Origin of the sequence: Bradyrhizobium sp. Bra78 (assembly GCF_024519855.1) — a bacterium.
Lineage (GTDB): Bacteria > Pseudomonadota > Alphaproteobacteria > Rhizobiales > Xanthobacteraceae > Bradyrhizobium > Bradyrhizobium japonicum_G.
The window spans coordinates 167058-185113 of record NZ_JALJRE010000015.1 but is presented as its reverse complement, the minus strand read 5'-3'; the positions used below and the strand labels follow the sequence as shown (position 1 = coordinate 185113).

Annotated in this window: 13 protein-coding genes; 5 read left to right on the top strand and 8 right to left on the bottom strand. The window is 59.2% G+C overall.

Annotated elements, in window-relative coordinates; genetic code table 11:
- Nucleotides 1-210: 210 nt before the first annotated feature.
- From OC450_RS28825 to OC450_RS28795, 7 genes are all read right to left on the bottom strand, one after another.
- On the bottom strand, nucleotides 211-1221 hold the full coding sequence (locus OC450_RS28825; protein ID WP_256809087.1) for an NAD-dependent epimerase/dehydratase family protein: 1011 nt from the start codon (nucleotides 1219-1221) through the stop codon (nucleotides 211-213).
- A 245-nt stretch (nucleotides 1222-1466) separates the two neighbouring features.
- The gene (locus tag OC450_RS28820; RefSeq protein ID WP_262049119.1) at nucleotides 1467-2114 is read right to left on the bottom strand and encodes a hypothetical protein; all 648 of its coding nucleotides are present in this window, start codon (nucleotides 2112-2114) and stop codon (nucleotides 1467-1469) included.
- Nucleotides 2115-2232: 118 nt separating this feature from the next.
- Nucleotides 2233-4446: a polysaccharide biosynthesis tyrosine autokinase gene (locus tag OC450_RS28815; RefSeq protein ID WP_211381877.1), complete on the bottom strand. Its 2214-nt coding sequence runs from the start codon at nucleotides 4444-4446 to the stop codon at nucleotides 2233-2235.
- A gap of 6 nt (nucleotides 4447-4452) precedes the next feature.
- Complete coding sequence (locus tag OC450_RS28810) at nucleotides 4453-5034, bottom strand: hypothetical protein (RefSeq protein WP_262049118.1); 582 nt, start codon at nucleotides 5032-5034, stop codon at nucleotides 4453-4455.
- Between the two features lie 102 nt (nucleotides 5035-5136).
- Complete coding sequence (locus OC450_RS28805; protein WP_211381875.1) at nucleotides 5137-5736, bottom strand: transglutaminase-like cysteine peptidase; 600 nt, start codon at nucleotides 5734-5736, stop codon at nucleotides 5137-5139.
- Between the two features lie 101 nt (nucleotides 5737-5837).
- A complete protein-coding gene (locus OC450_RS28800; protein ID WP_211381874.1) occupies nucleotides 5838-6500 on the bottom strand; it encodes a hypothetical protein in 663 nt (220 codons plus the stop codon).
- Between the two features lie 61 nt (nucleotides 6501-6561).
- Nucleotides 6562-7911, bottom strand: coding sequence for an O-antigen ligase family protein (locus tag OC450_RS28795; protein ID WP_262049117.1), 1350 nt, complete (start codon nucleotides 7909-7911; stop codon nucleotides 6562-6564).
- Between the two features lie 142 nt (nucleotides 7912-8053).
- Between OC450_RS28795 and OC450_RS28790 the strand changes: the two genes are divergently transcribed.
- The 4 genes from OC450_RS28790 to epsC all read left to right on the top strand — a co-directional run bounded on the left by OC450_RS28790 (nucleotide 8054) and on the right by epsC (nucleotide 13382).
- Nucleotides 8054-9370, top strand: coding sequence for a hypothetical protein (locus tag OC450_RS28790; protein ID WP_211381872.1), 1317 nt, complete (start codon nucleotides 8054-8056; stop codon nucleotides 9368-9370).
- Nucleotides 9370-10581, top strand: a complete 1212-nt coding sequence (locus tag OC450_RS28785) for an acyltransferase family protein (RefSeq protein ID WP_262049116.1) — start codon at nucleotides 9370-9372, stop codon at nucleotides 10579-10581. Before OC450_RS28790 ends, OC450_RS28785 begins: the two co-directional genes overlap by 1 nt.
- A gap of 843 nt (nucleotides 10582-11424) precedes the next feature.
- On the top strand, nucleotides 11425-12702 hold the full coding sequence (locus tag OC450_RS28780; protein WP_211381870.1) for a lipopolysaccharide biosynthesis protein: 1278 nt from the start codon (nucleotides 11425-11427) through the stop codon (nucleotides 12700-12702).
- A gap of 83 nt (nucleotides 12703-12785) precedes the next feature.
- A complete protein-coding gene (epsC, locus tag OC450_RS28775; RefSeq protein ID WP_283814049.1) occupies nucleotides 12786-13382 on the top strand; it encodes a serine O-acetyltransferase EpsC in 597 nt (198 codons plus the stop codon).
- On the opposite strand, the gene OC450_RS28770 is transcribed toward epsC, so the two are convergent.
- Nucleotides 13379-13939: a serine O-acetyltransferase gene (locus OC450_RS28770; RefSeq protein WP_211381869.1), complete on the bottom strand. Its 561-nt coding sequence runs from the start codon at nucleotides 13937-13939 to the stop codon at nucleotides 13379-13381. The two genes, epsC and OC450_RS28770, sit on opposite strands and share 4 nt — an antisense overlap.
- A 736-nt stretch (nucleotides 13940-14675) precedes the next feature.
- Between OC450_RS28770 and OC450_RS28765 the strand changes: the two genes are divergently transcribed.
- A complete protein-coding gene (locus tag OC450_RS28765) occupies nucleotides 14676-18041 on the top strand; it encodes a hypothetical protein (protein ID WP_262049115.1) in 3366 nt (1121 codons plus the stop codon).
- The last annotated feature ends 15 nt before the right edge of the window (nucleotides 18042-18056 follow it).

Here is an 18056-nt window from a genome sequence, read left to right as displayed (position 1 = left end):
GCTCCGGACACCAGTCCCACATAGCCCGTTCCGATCATCGCGATTCGCATGAAAAACTCTTTCCGTTGAAGACGGATGTTCCACTGAACACCCTAGACCATTTCTCTACCCGGCCGCTCGCCCAACATTAGGGCAGGATGCTGCGCGAACTGAACAAACCTTAACCGTCGCCACCCGATTTTTTTCGTGTCTTGCCGTTCGCTTCGGCGATCAGACGCCGTGGTACTTTCGATACCATTCGACGAAACGCGCGAGGCCTTCCGCGATTGGCGTCGACGGCGCGAAGCCGACGTCGCGCTGGAGGGCGGAAATGTCGGCGCGCGTCTCCAGGACGTCGCCGGCCTGCATCGGCAAAAGCTCGCGGATCGCAGGCTTGCCGATGATCTTCTCGAGCGTCTCGACGAACTCGATCAGCTTGACCGACCTGTTGTTGCCGATGTTGTAGACGCGGTACGGCGCATAGCTGGTCGAGTTTTCCGGCTGCTCGGCATTCCACGCCGGATTCGGCGTCGCAGGCCGATCGAGCGTGCGGATCACGCCCTCGACGATGTCGTCGACATAGGTGAAATCGCGCCACATATCGCCATTATTGAAAATCTTGATCGGCTGGTTCGCGAAGATCGCGCGCGTGAACAGATAGGCGGCCATGTCGGGCCGGCCCCACGGACCGTAGACGGTGAAGAAGCGAAGGCCGGTCACCGGCAGCTTGTGAACATGTGCGAACGTGTGCGCCATCAGCTCGTTGGCCTTCTTGCTCGCGGCATAGAGGCTGACCGGATGGTTGACCGAATGCTCGGTCGAATACGGCAAGGTGCGATTGGCGCCGTAGACGGAACTCGACGAAGCGTAGACAAGATGCGCCAAACCGTGGCGCCGGCCGGCTTCGAGCACGGTGACAAAGCCGTCACAATTGGCGCGGATGCTGGTGATGGGATCATCGATCGACGCGCGCACGCCGGGCTGCGCCGCCAGATGCACCACGCGGTCGGGCCGCACATCCTCGAAGACCCGCGCCGTGGCGTCGGGATCGGCAAGGTCCGTCTCATAAGACTTGAATCCGGGATACCGTTGCAGGCGGTCAAGTCGAGCGCGTTTCAAAGCTGGATCATAGTAGGCCGTGATCGCATCGATGCCGACCACATCCTCTCCGCGCGCGAGGAGGCGTTCAGATAGATGCATACCGATAAAACCGGCCGCACCGGTGACAATCACAGGAGCCATGATCAACTCGTCGCCTCATCCATCTCGCACTGCAATGCCAGACTGATACGTCCGAAGCAAGGCTCGGCTTTGCGGCCGTTTCATGCATTGAGAGCGGCATTCCGCTCCATCGTCCGGCGACGGACGTGCCGCGATGGCGATGCATGCACGATGTGGAGCAGCAGCTCAGGGGGCCAGTTCGAAAGGCCGGCGCTCCACGCGCGACGGCGAGAAGCGGTCGTCGTCGGCCATTTCTTTGCAAAATACTATCCGCGGGCTGGATGGTCGGGCTCGGCAAAGCACGCATGCGCGATGCGCAGCCCGCGACCTTCGGCGAAGCGACGGAAGATGAGTCTCACCTCGATCGGATCGTCGCACATGCCCTCGAGCAGCACGGCTTGGGTCGCTTGTGATGCGGCCTGGTACATCAGAACGGCCGTTGGAAAGAGACGGGCGCCAACGATGTCGTCGAAATCGGCGCGTGTCTGTCGCTTGAGGTCTTCCGGCAGGAAGCTGTAGGCGCGCAGCGCAAGCGGCGCGCGGAAAAGTTGCACCCAGATTTCATGCGGCCCGAAATGATACGACTGAGTGAGATAGGAAACCGCGGTCGGGCCAAAGCCTGCGGCTCGAATTTCAACCCAGTACAACGCCAGCCAAGCGATCGATTCCGAGGGCGAGCACGCGATCAGGTGTTTGGCCGAGCGCGTCACGTTCTCCAGGCTCGCATCGAGCGAATCGACGCTGCCGGATTCGAGGTGATTGCTCAGGAGCCGCAGGTTGACCAGCAGCAGGTTGCGACGCTGCCGGGGATCGCAAAATGCCCCCGAGGCGTCGTCGTAACGGGCCGCAATACGTTCGAGCACCTCATTGTCGTAGTTCTCGCCACGGCTCAAACGCTCGGCCAGATCCTGCAACGTGGGCCGAAATGTATAACTCGCAGCCGATAGCAGCCAGACGAGTGCCGTCGCAGCGACTACGACGTTGATGATGGCTGCATATACCGCCGACGGGCGGCGGGACCCGTGCTTGTTCTCAGGCTTGCTCGACGTAATAGTCGGAATAGTGCCGCCCCTTGTACGACTCAATTCGCTTCAGCGTTTTCGGATTGGCTCGATTCAGCACGATACCGACGATCTTGCCTCTGAACACTTCAAGATCGACGATGGCCTCGTTCACCGCCGCACGGCGGGTCTTGCCCCACTCAACCACATAAACGATGGCGTCGACCAAATGTCCGACCGCCTTGGCGTCCGTCACGGGAAGCACAGGAGCGAGGTCGACAAAGATGTAGTCGTATTTTTTTCTCGCCGATTTGAGAAAATCCGACATCGCCTGGGAAGACAGCAAATCAGCCGAATTGACCAGCCGCGCCCGCACGACCGACGGCAGAAAGTGAAGATTGGACTGCCGGTCGACCTGGATGTGCTGCTCGAACTGCCCCGGCTCCGCGAGAGCCTCGACGAGACCAGACTTGGCGCCGGGAGCGATTTTCCGGGTCAATGTCTGAGTGTGCAGATCGCCATCTATCAGCAATGCGCGATGCCCTGCGAGAGCGGCCAGATGCGCCAGATTCGCGGCAACGGTCGTCTTTCCTTCCTTTGGAAGTGACGAGACGACGGCAATGACGTTCGTCTCTCTCGTCAGACGCGACAGGTCGACGGCGGTCTTGATGTTGCGAAGCGTTTCGGCAAACCGCGAGAACGGATGCTCGAGCGCATATCGCGTAAGCGCCGCCCCGCGCGTGTCCGACGACGAACCATCCGACGCCTCCGGACGAAGCTCAGGCAGCGTGCCAAGGCATTGCAGCGCTGTCTCAGTCTCGACCTCAGATGGCGTCCGCAGGACCTCGGTCAGCAACTCCTTGCCGACGGCACCACCGAGACCGAAGCACAGGCCTCCGATCAGCCCGCCCAGGAGCAGCAGCCCCGTTCTCGGCCAGCTCTTCTTGTCCGGTTTCTGAGCCGTGCTGATGATCCTGGCTTCGCTGATCGGGAAGCTCTGGTTTTGCGTCGCTTCCTGCAATTGCTGAAGGAAGTTGTTGTACAGCGTCCGATAGGTGTCGGCGGCGCTCTCCAGATTGCGCAGCTTCACCTGGGCCTGACTGGCGCTGCCGGATTCGCCCACGAGCTTGTTAAGGTCCGTTTCGAGCGAACTTTCCCTGCTTCGCGCAATCTCGTAATCGCTCTTGTAGGCATCGGCGATGCGCCTGACCTCGTCCTTTATCGCCCGCCGCAGTTCCTGCATGCGGGAAGCCAGGTTGACCGACGCCTGGTGCTCCTTGCCGTACTTGTTCGACCAATCCGCATACTGCGCGGCGAGATCGAGATATTGCGCGCGCAGTCGCGTAATCACGGTGTTGCTAAGAGCGTCAGTCACCGTCGGTTGAGCAAGATCCTGGTCGGTGATCGCGTTGATTCTGTCGAGCCGGGCCTTGGCCTCCGCGGTGCTGGCGCGAGCCTGAATCAATTGCGTATTGACGTCGGAGAGCTGCTGCTCGTTCATCAAGCCCTTGCTCGTCCCAACGATGTGATTTTCAGCCTTGAACGTCTGAACCGCCCGATCGGCTTCCATCGCCTGCTGCTGCAGCTCAGTGCTTCGCCTTTGCAGCCATTCGCTCGCTCGCTTCGTCGACTGGTACTTGGCTTCCAGGACGCTGGTCATGTACGCATCTGCCAGGGCGTTCGCAATTTTCGCCGCCTTCTCAGGCATGGTCGATCGAAACGACATTGTCAGCACATAGGTGACGCCGACCCGCTCCACTTTCAGATTTTTCTTGAGGCTGGCGACCACCATCCGCTTCACAAAATCTTTGGATTCCGGCTCGGCGAGACCGAGCAGATTGGTGATTGAGCCAACCACGTAGGAGATCATGTCCCCCTGGACGTATTCAGGATCGCTGGTGAGGTTCAACGTATCTACGACCGAGCGCACCAGGTCGTCGGACGTGAGAATTTCGACTTGGCTCTCGACGAAGCCGGGATCAATCAGCGTGCTGTTCGCCGCGTCCGTCGATTTGTTCATAACCGCTTGACGGGTATCCACGAGAATACTGACGGAGCTCGTGTAATAAGGGGTGGCCGTCAGGGCGTACGCCACCACCACAGCCAGACAGAAGCCCACGACAGAGGCGATCAACGGCCACTGCCGGCGCACAATGTCGAGCGTCCGCTCGAACGTCAAAACGGCGGTGTTGAGCGGAAACGACGAAGACTGCCCAGGCTCGAAAGAATTTCGCGGCTGATACATGCTGCGCTACCGCGGCAGTTCGAGAGGAAGCGGGACGGGGGCGAACGGATTGCCGACATCCATGTTCCATTCTCCCTCGAATAACGAGTTGGACTGGGCGACCGGCTTGCTCGGCGCCGAAATCGGAACAGGTGCGTCGCTCTCAATCGACGCATATCCGGCGCTCACCGACGAGTCCTGCGATCTTCGTACAAAATCGATGATGCTCTGCACGACCTTGGGCTCGATCGGGCCGCAATGCTGTGCCGCTCGAGCAAGCCCGCGTCCGATTGCCGACCGATTCGACCCTGGAGCCAATGAAATCAATTTTGCAATCTGGGGCAGCAGATCGGGGTCGGTGGCCAAATACTCCGTTACTTTGTCCTCGAGCTTGGTCTTGTCGTTGTTCGCGTACTTCAAAAGATGCGCCGGATCGGCCGCAAAAACGCGAAGCTCGACCGGCGGAGTCCTCAACAGCAACGGCAGGCAATGTGCCGTTGCCGACGGCGCACCAGCCAGTGTGAAGCACACCACGGCCAGGAGCGATCGCACCAAGATCGGAGTACGCGAATAAAGGCACAACAGGCGATTGCGGTCTCTACGAAGCACTTGGTCTCACCGTATGTCATGGATCATCCGCGCTTAACGGATAAATACGGCAAGTCTTTGTGCATTGCAAAAGAAAACCGATCGCCCTGCTTGCGGCGGCCCTTACCTGTTCCCGAGCTCGGCAAAATCGCGGTGATCTTGCTTGGCGATCGAAACCCAAAAGCGAGGATCCTCGCCGGATTCCATCGACACCCATAGATAGCTCGATCTCCGCCAATCGCGCACGTCCGGCACGAGATTGTCCAGGACATAGTCACCGTCCTGCAACCGTACGATCAACACAAGGTGCCCTCCAGCGGGGGCATAGACGACCGCCAGACGCAAGGCACTCGCAGGCCACCCCTTGGCGAGAAGCAGATGGCGCTTGGTGATTGCATAGTCGTTGCAATCTCCCGACGAAGGCGAGATCGTCCAACGCGCCAGCAGCGGATCGGTTGATTTCTGCACAGGCGAAATGGCTTGGTTCACGCTCGCGTTGACCTCGGCGAGGGTCGAAAGAGCGACATCCTGAGCCGGCAATCGCGCTTCAGGCGAGCTCTGCGCGCACTCGCTCGAGTAGTTCATGCAGAATTTCACAAACTGCAACGGAGCCAGAACGTTCTGAGCCTCCTTCAGGAACACTCCCTTGCTCGCTCCCTGCTCAACCGCAAGGCACGGCAACGAAGAGCTTAGAACAAACAGAGCTGCAACCAGATGCTTCATCACCGCCTCCCGCGATACATTCGATCGCTCGACGGTAGACTCGAAAGTTCTCGACCCGATTGCGCAATTTCGTAAAATTGCGTCTAAATGGCTCGCTTCGTTCAGTTTGTCGGGCTGGTCTGCGCGAGCGGATTGATCGAGGTGGCCGAGGCCGCCGAGAAGAACGTCGTCGAAGCCGGAGCCGAGGCCGCAGTAAAAGTGCTGCTCACGGAAGTACTTACCGCGCCAGGGGACTGGACCGGAGAGGTACTGCGCCCGCCGCCAAAGATCGAATCCCCGTTTGGATCGGAGCCGGGAACGACGTTCGTCGGGACATCGCCGGTGATGCTTACGAAAGATTGAATGAGATCGCTATTCTCGGTCTTCAGGACAGCGGCCTGGATTGCCATGGCGGTCGTCGGCCGACTGAGCACGCATGTCGATGCGGCCGTTCCAAGTCCAGCGCCAATCGCTCGGTTCTGCGCCGGAGAACTGGCGCTCGATAGCGATCCAATGCCCTCCACCGTCTCGGGGCGCATCGAGGCGAAGTCTCGAATTGCTGCGGACAGCCTGCCTTCTTCCCCCTCGGGGATTCCACTCAACAGCCCAGGCGGATTATCGAGAAACTGAGTTGCCTTTTCAGCGGTCACGCCTCCGGAAAGAGGTACGCAGGCCACGTCAACGGCGGTCGCCGCATTCGATGTCGATGGCGCCAGCAGCAATGCAATCACCAAACCGGGTATCATGCGCATCTGGAAACCCCAATTCCTTCCAAGAAAAAACATCGATTAGACATACAGGATTTCCCGGGGAGCGGTTGAGTAAATTTAACGAGTGGTAAATTGCCTAAATTTTTTGCGGACGTCGGGTCGTGGATATCGACTGAGCCAGGCCGCAGCCCGAAATTGCCGCGAATATCACCGCAAATCCAGCAATTTGTAGTGAAAAATCAATACACGAATGCAACACCCCGAGCAGAAACACCGAGGCAGCGGTGGCGGGAATGTCTCGGTCGCGCAGCCTCGAGAAAGTCCCCCAGAGCATCCGCCCCCAGAAGAAAGCGGCGATGGCGCAAATTGTCGCTCCCAACGGAAGCCCGACCGAAATCATCATTTCCAACGGCGTGCTGTGCGCCTTGTCCCAGATGCCCTGACTGCCAAGACTTGCCGGGCGGTGAGGCGGAAATGCAGTCTCGAAATTTCCAATGCCTATGCCGAGCAATTCATGCCCGCGCAACATCTCCAGTGCCGTCCGATAGACTTCGGCACGTTGACCGTCAGTTAGGCCGAACAGACTAACCCGGCCGACAACACTTCCGCCGATCACAAGGAACCCCACGAGGGTTGCAGCCGCGACGGCTCCCGCTCCCAGCCAGTAATGCCTGGATTGGAACCGAAGTTGCATGAGATGGAGATTGGCGAGGCAGGCAAGGCTGAACAGGGTCAATAGAACCCCGGCACGAGAGCCGGTCATGCCGGTGGCGACGAGACATGTCAGAAAGCCCCCAGCAAGGGTGGCAGGATGGTCTGTAAATGAACGCGAACCGTGCCGACGCGGCTGCTTGGCAACCAGAGCGTCCGATGCAATCCGAGCAAGACGGCCCAAGAACAAGATCGAGCAGCTGCCCCAAAAAACGGCAGCAGTGTTGCGGTTCACGAACGTTCCCGTCGCATAAGGAAGATAGTATTCCTTGCTCCTCCAGAGCAGCGCGCTCGGCGCCGCGAGATGCGCCAGGATGCCATATAGCGCGTAGGCGAATCCCGCATACGCGATCGTTTTCAACGTCTGCCGTGCCGCCTCCTCGTCGGTGGCAAGCAGATAGGCACGCAAGAACGCGAGTACAAAGAGCAAGCAAGAACCGAACCCGATCCATGGCACCGATGCCGTGGCTGAAATACGGTTCGGCTCCGTCACTCCCGCAATGTCCCTGGCAACCCGCCAGGAAGGATCAGCGAGCGCATCACTGACCCCGGGGAAGATCTGAAAAACCGCGAGCGCACACAATAGCAGCAGAACAGCGCCCGTCGGCCCGATAACCCAGAAATCCGAGTTGCAAACCCGGGAGAGATTGGCGGTTAGCAGACTCGCAAGCAGAAGCGACGTCCATATCCAGGTCCAGATCAGATCGACCGACCCAAACGGCAAAGGGACTATTACAAAGACTGCGACTGCGATGAACCGGGATATACGATGCACTGAAAATTCTATAGGCAAGCTGCGGAATCGACGATCATTTGAGCCAGATGTGTAGAATGACCAAAATCGAGACAATTTGCTACGCTACCGATGGGTCATATTGGTCCCTTACAAGACGCGCGATCTAACCGAAGGCCCTACGATGGATCAACCAACGACGCTGGCAGCGGAAAAACGCGAGGTCACACCTGCGGCCTGGGCCCTGCCTACCCTGGAAGGCTTCGCGGTGCTGCTCTATTTCAGCCGCGACGCTTTTGCCGGCGTCTTCCGCTATTATGCGAGTCTGACTCACCTGGACGCTCTGTGGTTCGTTCCCGACGTGTTTGCATTCGCCTGCGTCGGAGCATTCACGTACAGATATGCGTTCAAGCAAGGCAGCATCGTCGCCATTCTGCTCGTCCTGTATACGGCCTTCGCGCTCTTCCTCGGATACGTGTTCCTTGGAGAGGTGAAGGGGTTGGCCTCTTCCATGAAGATGATCGCGCCCGCCTTTGTCGGATTTTGCTTTTGCGGCCGCGAGTTCAAGGATCAAAAAGTTCTGCTGAACATCATATATTTTCTCTTCTTCGCGTCGATGATCGGGATTTTTTGGTCCGCGCATTCGCGGCTGCCATGGGTCGCCTTCTCCTACGAATCTTTCGGCGCGACGCGAACTGCGGCACGACTTTGGTGGACGGGCGGCGAAAGTCGCATTTCAGGGTTCGCCGCTGACAGCACCATGGCTGCATATTTCGTCCTGATAACCTATGTCTTCACCTCCATTCGCAAGAGCGTGCTATGGTGCCTGCTTTGGGCGGGTCCCGCGCTCTATGCGATTCAGGTCTCGACCAACAAGACCGCGCTGGGCGTCCTGGTGATCTATCTGGGCGCCCTTCTGCTGGTTCGCGCATTCGGCGAACGACATCGTTTCGCTGCGCTTCGTTCGCTCGCGCTCTGGTCCTTCCTTTGCCTTCTCGTCCCAGCTGCTTTGATGCTGGCGTTCAGCGGGACCAATCTGGGGAGGATCGCAAAGGGCCTGTACAGCCTGCAGGATCGCATCAACAACAGCTGGCAGCTGCCGTTCGTCTATATGAACGATCTGATGCCTCTGGGATACTTCACCGGCTGCGGGCTGGGCTGCTTCAACTATCCTCAGCAACTGTTCTCGAATAAGGCCAGCTATTACGTACCCGTGGATAATTTCTACATCGGAACCTACCTGATGTTCGGTCCGATCTTCGTGATCTTCGTGATCTTCGTGATCATGGCCGTGGCAAGGACCCGCGACATCTACAAGCTCACTGCCATCTTTGTGATGAATTTCTACACCATAACCGTTCTCGGCTACGGCCCTGCGAGCGGTCTACTGGTGATCACCATGGCGTTCAGCGAAGTTTTTGGAAAGCCGTCCCCGCTCCCGCATGTGAACCGCAATGCGAACAGACAGCCGCCGCAGCTCCTAAAGGTTGCAAGCGGGTGATGGCTCTTCTTGAGCGTCCTTTGGGCGCAGGGAGGGCGAAGTATATCGCCAAGAGGATATCCGACAGCAGGCGCAATATCTTCGGGCCGCACGGCTCTACGGCCCAAGCTCAGCTTTTTGAACCGTCGATCCAAGGGCTGCGTGGCCTTGCCGCGCTAAGCGTCTTGCTCGTCCATCTCTATGACATGCCCCTCATCGCCGGCTTTCTGCCGCCGGTGCCGTCGTGGTTCGATGCGACCATTGCAACCTTCGGCCGCGGGGTCGAAGTGTTCTTTATGATAAGCGGATACCTGATCCCAGCCAGCCTGGTCCGGCATCAGGTGGTCTCGAAATTCTTCGTCGACCGCTGTCTGCGCATCCTTCCTGTATTTGTCATCCTTCATCTCGCGCTCTTCGCCATCGGGCCGCTGGTCGGATACAAATTCTTCAAGGGCATCGATGCGCTGGACTACGCGAAGATCTTCCTCGCGAACCTGCTCTTCCTTCCCGACGTTCTGCATCTACCGCTTGGGCAGCAGAACGCATGGACGCTGACATATGAGTGGGTCTTCTACTTGTGGTTCGCGGCGGGTTTTTATTTCGCCACGCGCTCCCGGCCGGTTACCGCCCTGCTCGTGCTTGGTGGCGCCATCACCGTTCTCTACTTTCCGATCTCGGCCTATTTTCTGGTCGGGTTCGCGCTAAGGGCGATCGACCTGCGCATCGGAGCGCGAGGCGCATCGGGACTGCTGCTCAGCTTCACGTGCCTGGCATTGACGTACATGCTGCTGGAGTATGTTCATCCGTTCCTGGGGCTGCTTCCAGGCCTCATCTTGTTTTCGACAGTCCTGAACCCGGCCTCGACCATTGCGCAGTTGCTGTCGAAAGCTGCACCACAATTCGTCGGCAAGATCAGCTACAGCCTGTATCTCGTTCACCCGTTCGCGCTCTACCCGCTGCAGGTTGTCGGGGCACGGCTGGTTTCCCATGGCTACTCATCATGGGTGGTTTGGCCCATGTTCGTCGCCCTCGGACTGCTGTCCTCGTTCGTTGCCTCGACTATCACCTATGAGCTGATCGAGGTCCGGCTACGGAACGCCATCGCAGCCCGCCTTCGCACGGGCGGCCGGAAGACTTCGGTCGAAGTCCAGAGCGCGGTCGCCAGTCCCCTCTTGCAAGAAAATACGAGCGACCACGTCCCGCTCGATCGTCAGGGACGCCGGCGTGAGTGACGGTCGTGCTTCACCCGACCTGCCTCGACCGGGAGCTTTTTGGCCGGCGCGCTACGCCGTTTTTTCGGGACGATGCTGGGCGAGATCGTCTCTGGCGGACCGTCCTCACCGAACATCTCTATATAATGCGACAAAGGCATGTAACCGGCGTCGACAAGCGCCCTCGCGCTGTCGCGCGTGAGTTTTGCCTTCATTCCAACCTCCCCTTGGTTAACTCATACTTACTCTTCTTTGCCTTTCGATCAGCCTAGGCCGGGAACAGTAAAAGGGGCGTTGAGCAATTCGCCCTGATTCCGCCGATACGTCCACGAGGGCTAAGATCGAATGAACACCGCGATTGGCCATCGCCAGCCGTCGGACGGGAACCGCACGGATTGAAGCCTTGAACCGCCCGCCTTGCGTTTCGATGCGACGCCACGCGGTCTCGAACCGTGCGAGGCTTGCCCGCTCAGGCGGCGCAGAGGCGGGGGCAGTCGCGATGGAAGCACGCCGGCCGATCGGGCTGTCGTATTGGGCAATGACGAGCGGGAGCGCAGTTCGACCCGAGATGCCTCCCTGCATTGCACCGGTTCTCGATATCAACCTCCCGACCGCCTTTGATCGGCGCGCCTCTCTGGCAACCGCACGAGCGGCCTTGCGACATTCGACTTGAGAGCGAATCTTGCGCAATCGGATTCCTGCCTGCAATGAGGCACAAGCGGTCAAAAATTCGGCGGATTGGCGTGCCGCAGAATGATCGCGTGCATACAGGCGAGCAGTAACCCGCGCGATGACGCTTCGCCTTTGACACCGGTCGGATGATATGCTTGCCCTGCACAATCACGGATCATCGGTGCCCTGACAATGCAAGTCCCCCAGAAGCTGGTTGCCTTCGCGAATGTACTCATTCGATCGGCGACGCTAGGGCTACGATTCCTGCTTTCGTTCTACGTCATCAAATATCTGGGCTACGACGCGGCAGGTGTTTATGGGCTGACGGTCGGTGTCACAGGCCTCGCTCCGGCGGTGATCGGCTGGGGCCTGAATTATTTCGTGGCGCGCGAGGTCGTGGGATTGTCCCCGGCCGAAGCGGCAATTCGAGTCCGGAATCGCTTGTTCGTCACATTCGCTTCGCTGAGTCTGGCTACGATCCTGGCGCTATTACTGTCGCTGTACCTGCACCGCACGATCAGCCTCCTTTACGCGCTGATCGCCGTCCTGGTGTGGCTCGAAACGATCGGGCTCGATTTGCACCTGCCGTTGATCGGCCTCGACAAGGCGCTCGAAGCCAATGTGCTCGTTCTGCTTCGTTCCGCCGTCTGGATTCCCTTTGTCATCGGCCTCGGCCTGTTGTTTCCGCAACTGCGCTCGATAGAAACGGTGCTGTGCGCATGGATCGTCTCGAACGTTTTTGCCCTCGTTGCGCTTTGCATCATGGCAAGAAAGTGGAAACTCAGTGGCGTGCTGTCGCGGGAAGTCGACTTCGATTGGATCACCAACCGCCTCAGGAAATCCTGGCACATCTATGTGAGCGATGTCAGCCTCGTCGGGCTCATGTATCTCGACCGCTACATCGTAAGCTTCTTTCTCGGACTCTCGGCGACAGGAATCTATACGTTCTTCTGGTCGCTCAGCAATTCGCTGCAGACGCTGGTATCGACTGCCGTCGTTCAAACTGCCCTGCCGGTTCTCGTGACGACCTATTCGAGCGGGAATCGCGAGGCATGGCGCGAAGCCCTTCGCGGTGAATTCTACAAGGTCATCTCGATTTCCACGGGAATGGCCGTGGCCATTTTCGCGGCGAGCGAAGTGGCGCTGCGCTACATGGCCATGGAGGGACTGAGCGAACATCGCGGCTTGTTCCTGCTGCTGCTTGCGGCAGCCGTGCTGCGCTCATGCTCAGATCTGGGTAATGTCGGGCTCTTGAGCACGAGAAAGGATGCGTCCTACGCTGCCATCAACACGATCGGGGTCTGTCTTTCGACCGCAATGACCTGCGTCGGCATTGTAACTCTCGGCCTCCTCGGCGCAGGAATTGCAATTTTCCTGACCGCGGTTATCCTGTTGCTCATGCGCGCGTGGTTCTTGGCAGGGGCGCTTCGCTCGACCGGCGCATCGTCCTCTCCCGACAACAGCGGATGAGTGGAAATGAAGGTCGCCCTGCCGACCCATCGAGGCCGTTTGGATCTAGCCAGCGCCCAGCCGACGTTGCGGAGCTCACGTTCATGACAGAGAAGATGAAGATCATCGACAAGATCAAAGAGGATCTTGCTCATTACGCCTCGCGCGAACACACCTCGGTAGGCTTTGCATTTGTTGCACGCATGCTGTTGCTGACGCCAGGCTTCCAGTTCGTCTTTGCCTGGCGCATACAGGAGGTACTCTTCCGGGTACCGCTCGTCGGCCGGATTCTTCGCCGCATCGTCTGGTGGTTCACATGCCTGCTGTTCGGCTCGGAAATTGCCCTGGCGGCGAGCGTCGACGGCGGCCTTTATGTTCCGCATCCGTACGGAATCGTCGTGGGTGCCAGTGATATCGGAAAGCGCGTGACGTTATTGCAGCACATCACAATTGGTCGAAAAGACCACACCGATCGGGGCCGGCCGCGGATCGAGGACGGAGCTTCCCTGATGGCAGGCTGTGTCGTCCTCGGGAGCATCACCGTAGGCAGCAATTCAATGATCGGCGCAAACGCCGTCGTGCTCAAGGACGTGCCGCCGAATTCCGTGGCGGTAGGTGCCCCTGCGAAGATTTTGCCGCGCTCCGACGCTTCGCCGAAGTCCCTGGACGGGCTGCAAGGTCTGGCATCCGAAGTGGCTTAGCGCGACGAAGTCGCCCGATTCATATCCGCCGTCAACAACGGGCTTTCCGGCCTGACAGTGCCGACGATCCTCGCGGGCGCCCCCACGACCGTGGCAAAGTCCGGCACGTCAGACAGAACCACCGAATGCGCCGCGACGACCGCGTTGCGTCCGATTCTGATCCGGCCCAGCAATGTTGCGCCAGCGTAGATCACCGCACCATCGTCTATCGAAGGATAGGCGTCGACGTCGTGCGAAGCCCTGCCGAGCGTGACGCCTTGGTAGATCGTCACGTCGTTTCCGATCACGCTACCTTCGCCGATCACGATTCCGACCGGATGCGGCAGGCAGAGGCCGGCGCCGAGGCGCGCGGCAGGGGCAACATAGCATCCGTAATTCCTGACGGTAGACCGCCAGACGAGCCGCGAAAGAGCCCTGCCCCCTTTGCCCCGGTCGTCCAGCCAGGACGCAAGCCTTGCACGCGACACAAGAGCGAAGCCGGGTGACGTGACGAAAGCGATCAGGGCGCCAGTCAGACCATTACGTGCTGCGTTTCGCTGAAGATCCTGTCTCCACATGCTCATCATCACCCTGCTGGACGCCTCTTAACCGATGCTTGCGACCGGCTCCGCCGACCATGATGTAGCAAGTTCCACGGCCTTTCCAAGCGGCCAATATCGGGGCTGGGCTCGCGCAGCCTCTCGGCAGCTGCGCTTGGCAGTCGATATCCGATACCGCAAGGATCGTATGGCACCGTGAACCGTCCAACGAACTGCAACAAAGACTCAAAGTCAGACCGCCCCGGAACTTCATGCGCCCAGGCGAGCCCGCCCGTAAGCAGATCGATAACGCGAAAGTCGCGCGCTGCTTCGCCGTCGTGCAAGCGAGAAGCCGCAACCATCCGGACCGATCTGCACTCTTTCACGCCAACGGCAACTCGAGCACACGATAAACATCTGGCTAACAACGCTTGAACACCTGACGGCCGGAATCGGATTTACGATTCACGCAAATCCGTGCGACGCCGGACGTCGGCTGATTACGAACGAAGCATCTGCCAACTTTCTCATCGGAGATCGCATCTTCGTTGCCCGTGAGAACACGGGGACGGACTCGTTTTCGTGCCCGATGGCATCGAAAATGAGCAGACCCATTTTGCGGAACCTCGCGCACGCGTACGCGATCCGCGGCGCTTGCGCGATCATCGACCTCATTGGGAACACTGTGACGAAACTCTTTTTACCATCTTCAAACACGAAAACTTCCAAGTTGCATGACAGAGATGAGTGAAACTCTCCAACTCGGAATCTCTTCATGACGACGACAAGCACATCATCCGCCGTCCTTTCCGCGCATGCATTCGTCGATTCGATCGCAGTCAACGCCCATGCCGCCTACTCGGCCGCATCTTCCTGGGGAAGCTACGCCAACTCGAGTCTCATGATCGACGACCTGCGCTATCTCGGCGTCACGACGATCCGCGATTCCCTGCCAACCGATCCGTCGGCAATCCCGGTGATCGATGCGCTTGCGGCTGCCGGCGTGAAGTTCGACTTCGTCGTGACGTCCGACCTGCCGGCATCCGGTGCGGCTGGCATTGCCCAGTTCCTCGCTTCCCTCGACGGTTTCGTCGCAGCGTATCCGAACAGAGTCATCGCGATCGAGGGTCTCAACGAGGCCAATATCCAAGCCTTCACCTACCACGGCAGCTCCTCCCTGCAAGCTGCCGCGCAATTTCAGAAGGATCTGTACACGGCCATCAAGGCCGACGCACATCTCAGCGACGTCGCGGTCTACAACATGACGCTGGGACTGAACGACGTGAGCGGCTACGCTCGGCTTGGCGATCTCTCGAAATATTCGGACTATTCGTCGTCCCACGCCTACGTCGCGACGACTACGCCCGAAAACTACGGCATCAAGTACGCCGTCGACCTCGCTTCAACCAGCTCTCCCAACAACCCTTCGGTCATTACCGAGACGGGCTACACCACCCTGGCAAGCTATTCGGGCCTCGGCGTCGACCAACTGGTGCAGGCAAAGTCCATTCTCAATTCACTCGTCGATGCCTTCAAGGATGGGGTCACCACAACGTATCTCTACGAGTTGCTCGACCACGGCAGCAGCTCCGACCCCGAAGGCAAGTTCGGCCTCTTCAATGCGGACGGCACCCCGAAGCTGGCCGCGACCGCAATCCACAATCTGACGACACTCCTTGCTGACGATGGTGCAGGCGGCCACACGCCGACAAAGTCGCTCGGCTACACGATCGAGAACCTGCCCTCAACGGGCAGCAGCATGGTTCTCGGCAAGAGCAATGGGGCCTACGATCTGGTGGTTTGGGCCGAACCGCAGCTCTGGAACGACGCGAAGGACGTCGAAATCGCAAACCCGACAAAGCGGGCTCATGTTCATCTGAACAGCGTGCACAAAACCGTCACGATCTACGATCCGCTGAACACCACGAAGCCGATCGCGAGCTATACGAACGTCCAGGATTTCACCGTGCCCGTGAGCGACCATCCGCTCATCATCGAGATCGACGCCCCCGCCACCTCGGTGACGCAGCCGGCCGTGACCAATGTCACCGGCACCGCAGCCGAAATCGTGGCCGATTTGTCCGACCTCAATGCCGCCGGAACCGTCAAGTCCATCACGCTGACCGACACTCATGTTCTTGCCGTGTCGACGAAAGCGACGATGGACTACATGATCTCGCACTATGGCAACGTGCTTTCGACGATCAAGGGCGGCTATTCGTTCGCGGTGACCACCTCGACGTCAACCTGGAGCCTCACCAAGAACTACGATTCGACCGGTGCGCTCACGTCGACCGAGCAAACGGCCTATCAGGCCGGCCTCACGGTCTACGACCTCGTGACCTACGCCGACGGATCAACCGCCTCCTCGTCCTACGCGAACGGGGTCAAGACGTCGATGACGGTCACCCATAGCGACAAGTCGAAGGACGTGTTCGTCTATGGAATCACAGGCAAATCATATGTCACCGAGGTGACTCACAAATCCGCCTCGGGCGCCCTCACCGGAAAGACCTATATCAGCGCGGACGGAAGCGCGATCGACGATCATTACAACCCGGCCGGCGCGCTCGTGTCGGAAACCAAGACCAACGCTGACGGCTCGACGAGCACCACGCTCTTCACTTCGGGCGTCAAGACGGCAATGTTCGTCACCCATACCGACCGCTCGAACGACAATTTCCTCTACAACATCGTCGGGAAGAGCCACGTCGCCGAGGTTCTGCACGTGAACGCCAGCGGCGTCGTCACGTCCGTCGTCAGAACCCACGCCGACGGAACCCTGGACTACACCGAGACGCGCAGCGCCGACGGCACGGCGACGTCGACCAGCTTCGATGCCAAGGGCGTGAAAATCGCCCAGTCGATCTCGCGTCCCGACGGGACGAAGGACATCTACGCGCTGAACATCAAGCAAAAGGCTTATGTGACGGAACACAGCGGCTTCGACGCGGCGGGTCACCTTGTGCTGTTCGAGCGGCTGCATGCCGATGGCAGCTACGCACAGAAAGTCGCAATGGCAGGCGGCGTCACGACCACCGACAATTTCGACTCGGTCGGAGCTCTCTTGAATGAAACTGTGGTCGTCGCGGGCGGCGCGAGCACGACTTCGCTGTTCAGGGGCGGCATCAAGACGAAAATGTACGTCACGAACGCCGATCACAGTCAGGACAATTACGCGTTCAATGTCGTAGGTCAATCCTACGAAAACATCGTCCAGCACGTCAGCGCATCGGGCCAATTGACGTCCATCGTCCGCACGCATGCGGATGGAACCCTGGAGTACACCCAGGTCGTCGACGCCCATGGGACGAAGACCAGCACGCAGTACGACGCTCACGGCACGAAGCTGGCGCAGACGGTGCATCACACGGATGGATCGTCGGTCAACGATCTGTTCGATGCCGCGGGGTCGATCACTCAGGAAAGCGTCAAGAACGCGGACGGATCCACCTCAACGTCTCTCTTCACGGACGGCGTGAAGACCAAGATGTATGTATTGCACGCGGATCACAGCCAGGACAACTATGCCTACGGCATCGTCGGCCAGTCATACGTCAACATCGTTCAGCACGTCGATCCTGCCGGCAAGCTGAACTCGGCGACCCGCACCCACGCTGACGGTACGCTCGACTACACGCTTGCGACCGGCTCGGACGGCAGCTCGACCGCGACTTACTACGACGCAAAGGGACTGATGGCATCCAAAGTCGTAACCCAGAGCAGCGGCGTGAAGGACATCTATACCTTCCTCTCGTCCGGCGCGCAGGACAAGACCTACAGCCCCGCAGGAGTCTTGCAGAAGACGGATCTGCTCAAAACCGACGGCACACACGTCGAGACGGCGAACGCGGCGGGCGTAACGCTGAGGGGCGGCAACGGCAACGACCTGTTCACGGCGGCCGGTTCGACGACTTTTGTCTTCAGCCACGGCAACGATCAAATCTCCGGTTTTCACGCGGGCGCCTCCGCGAACCACGACGTCATCCAGATATCCAAATCGCTCGCGGCCGACTTCGCTCACCTGAACGTCACCCAGACGGGAGCGGACGCGATTGTTCACCTGGGCGATGGTGCTTCGATTCTGCTCGCGCATGTCAATTCGACCACCCTAACGCACGACAATTTCCTGCTCGTGTAGGGTGCAACGCCCGCG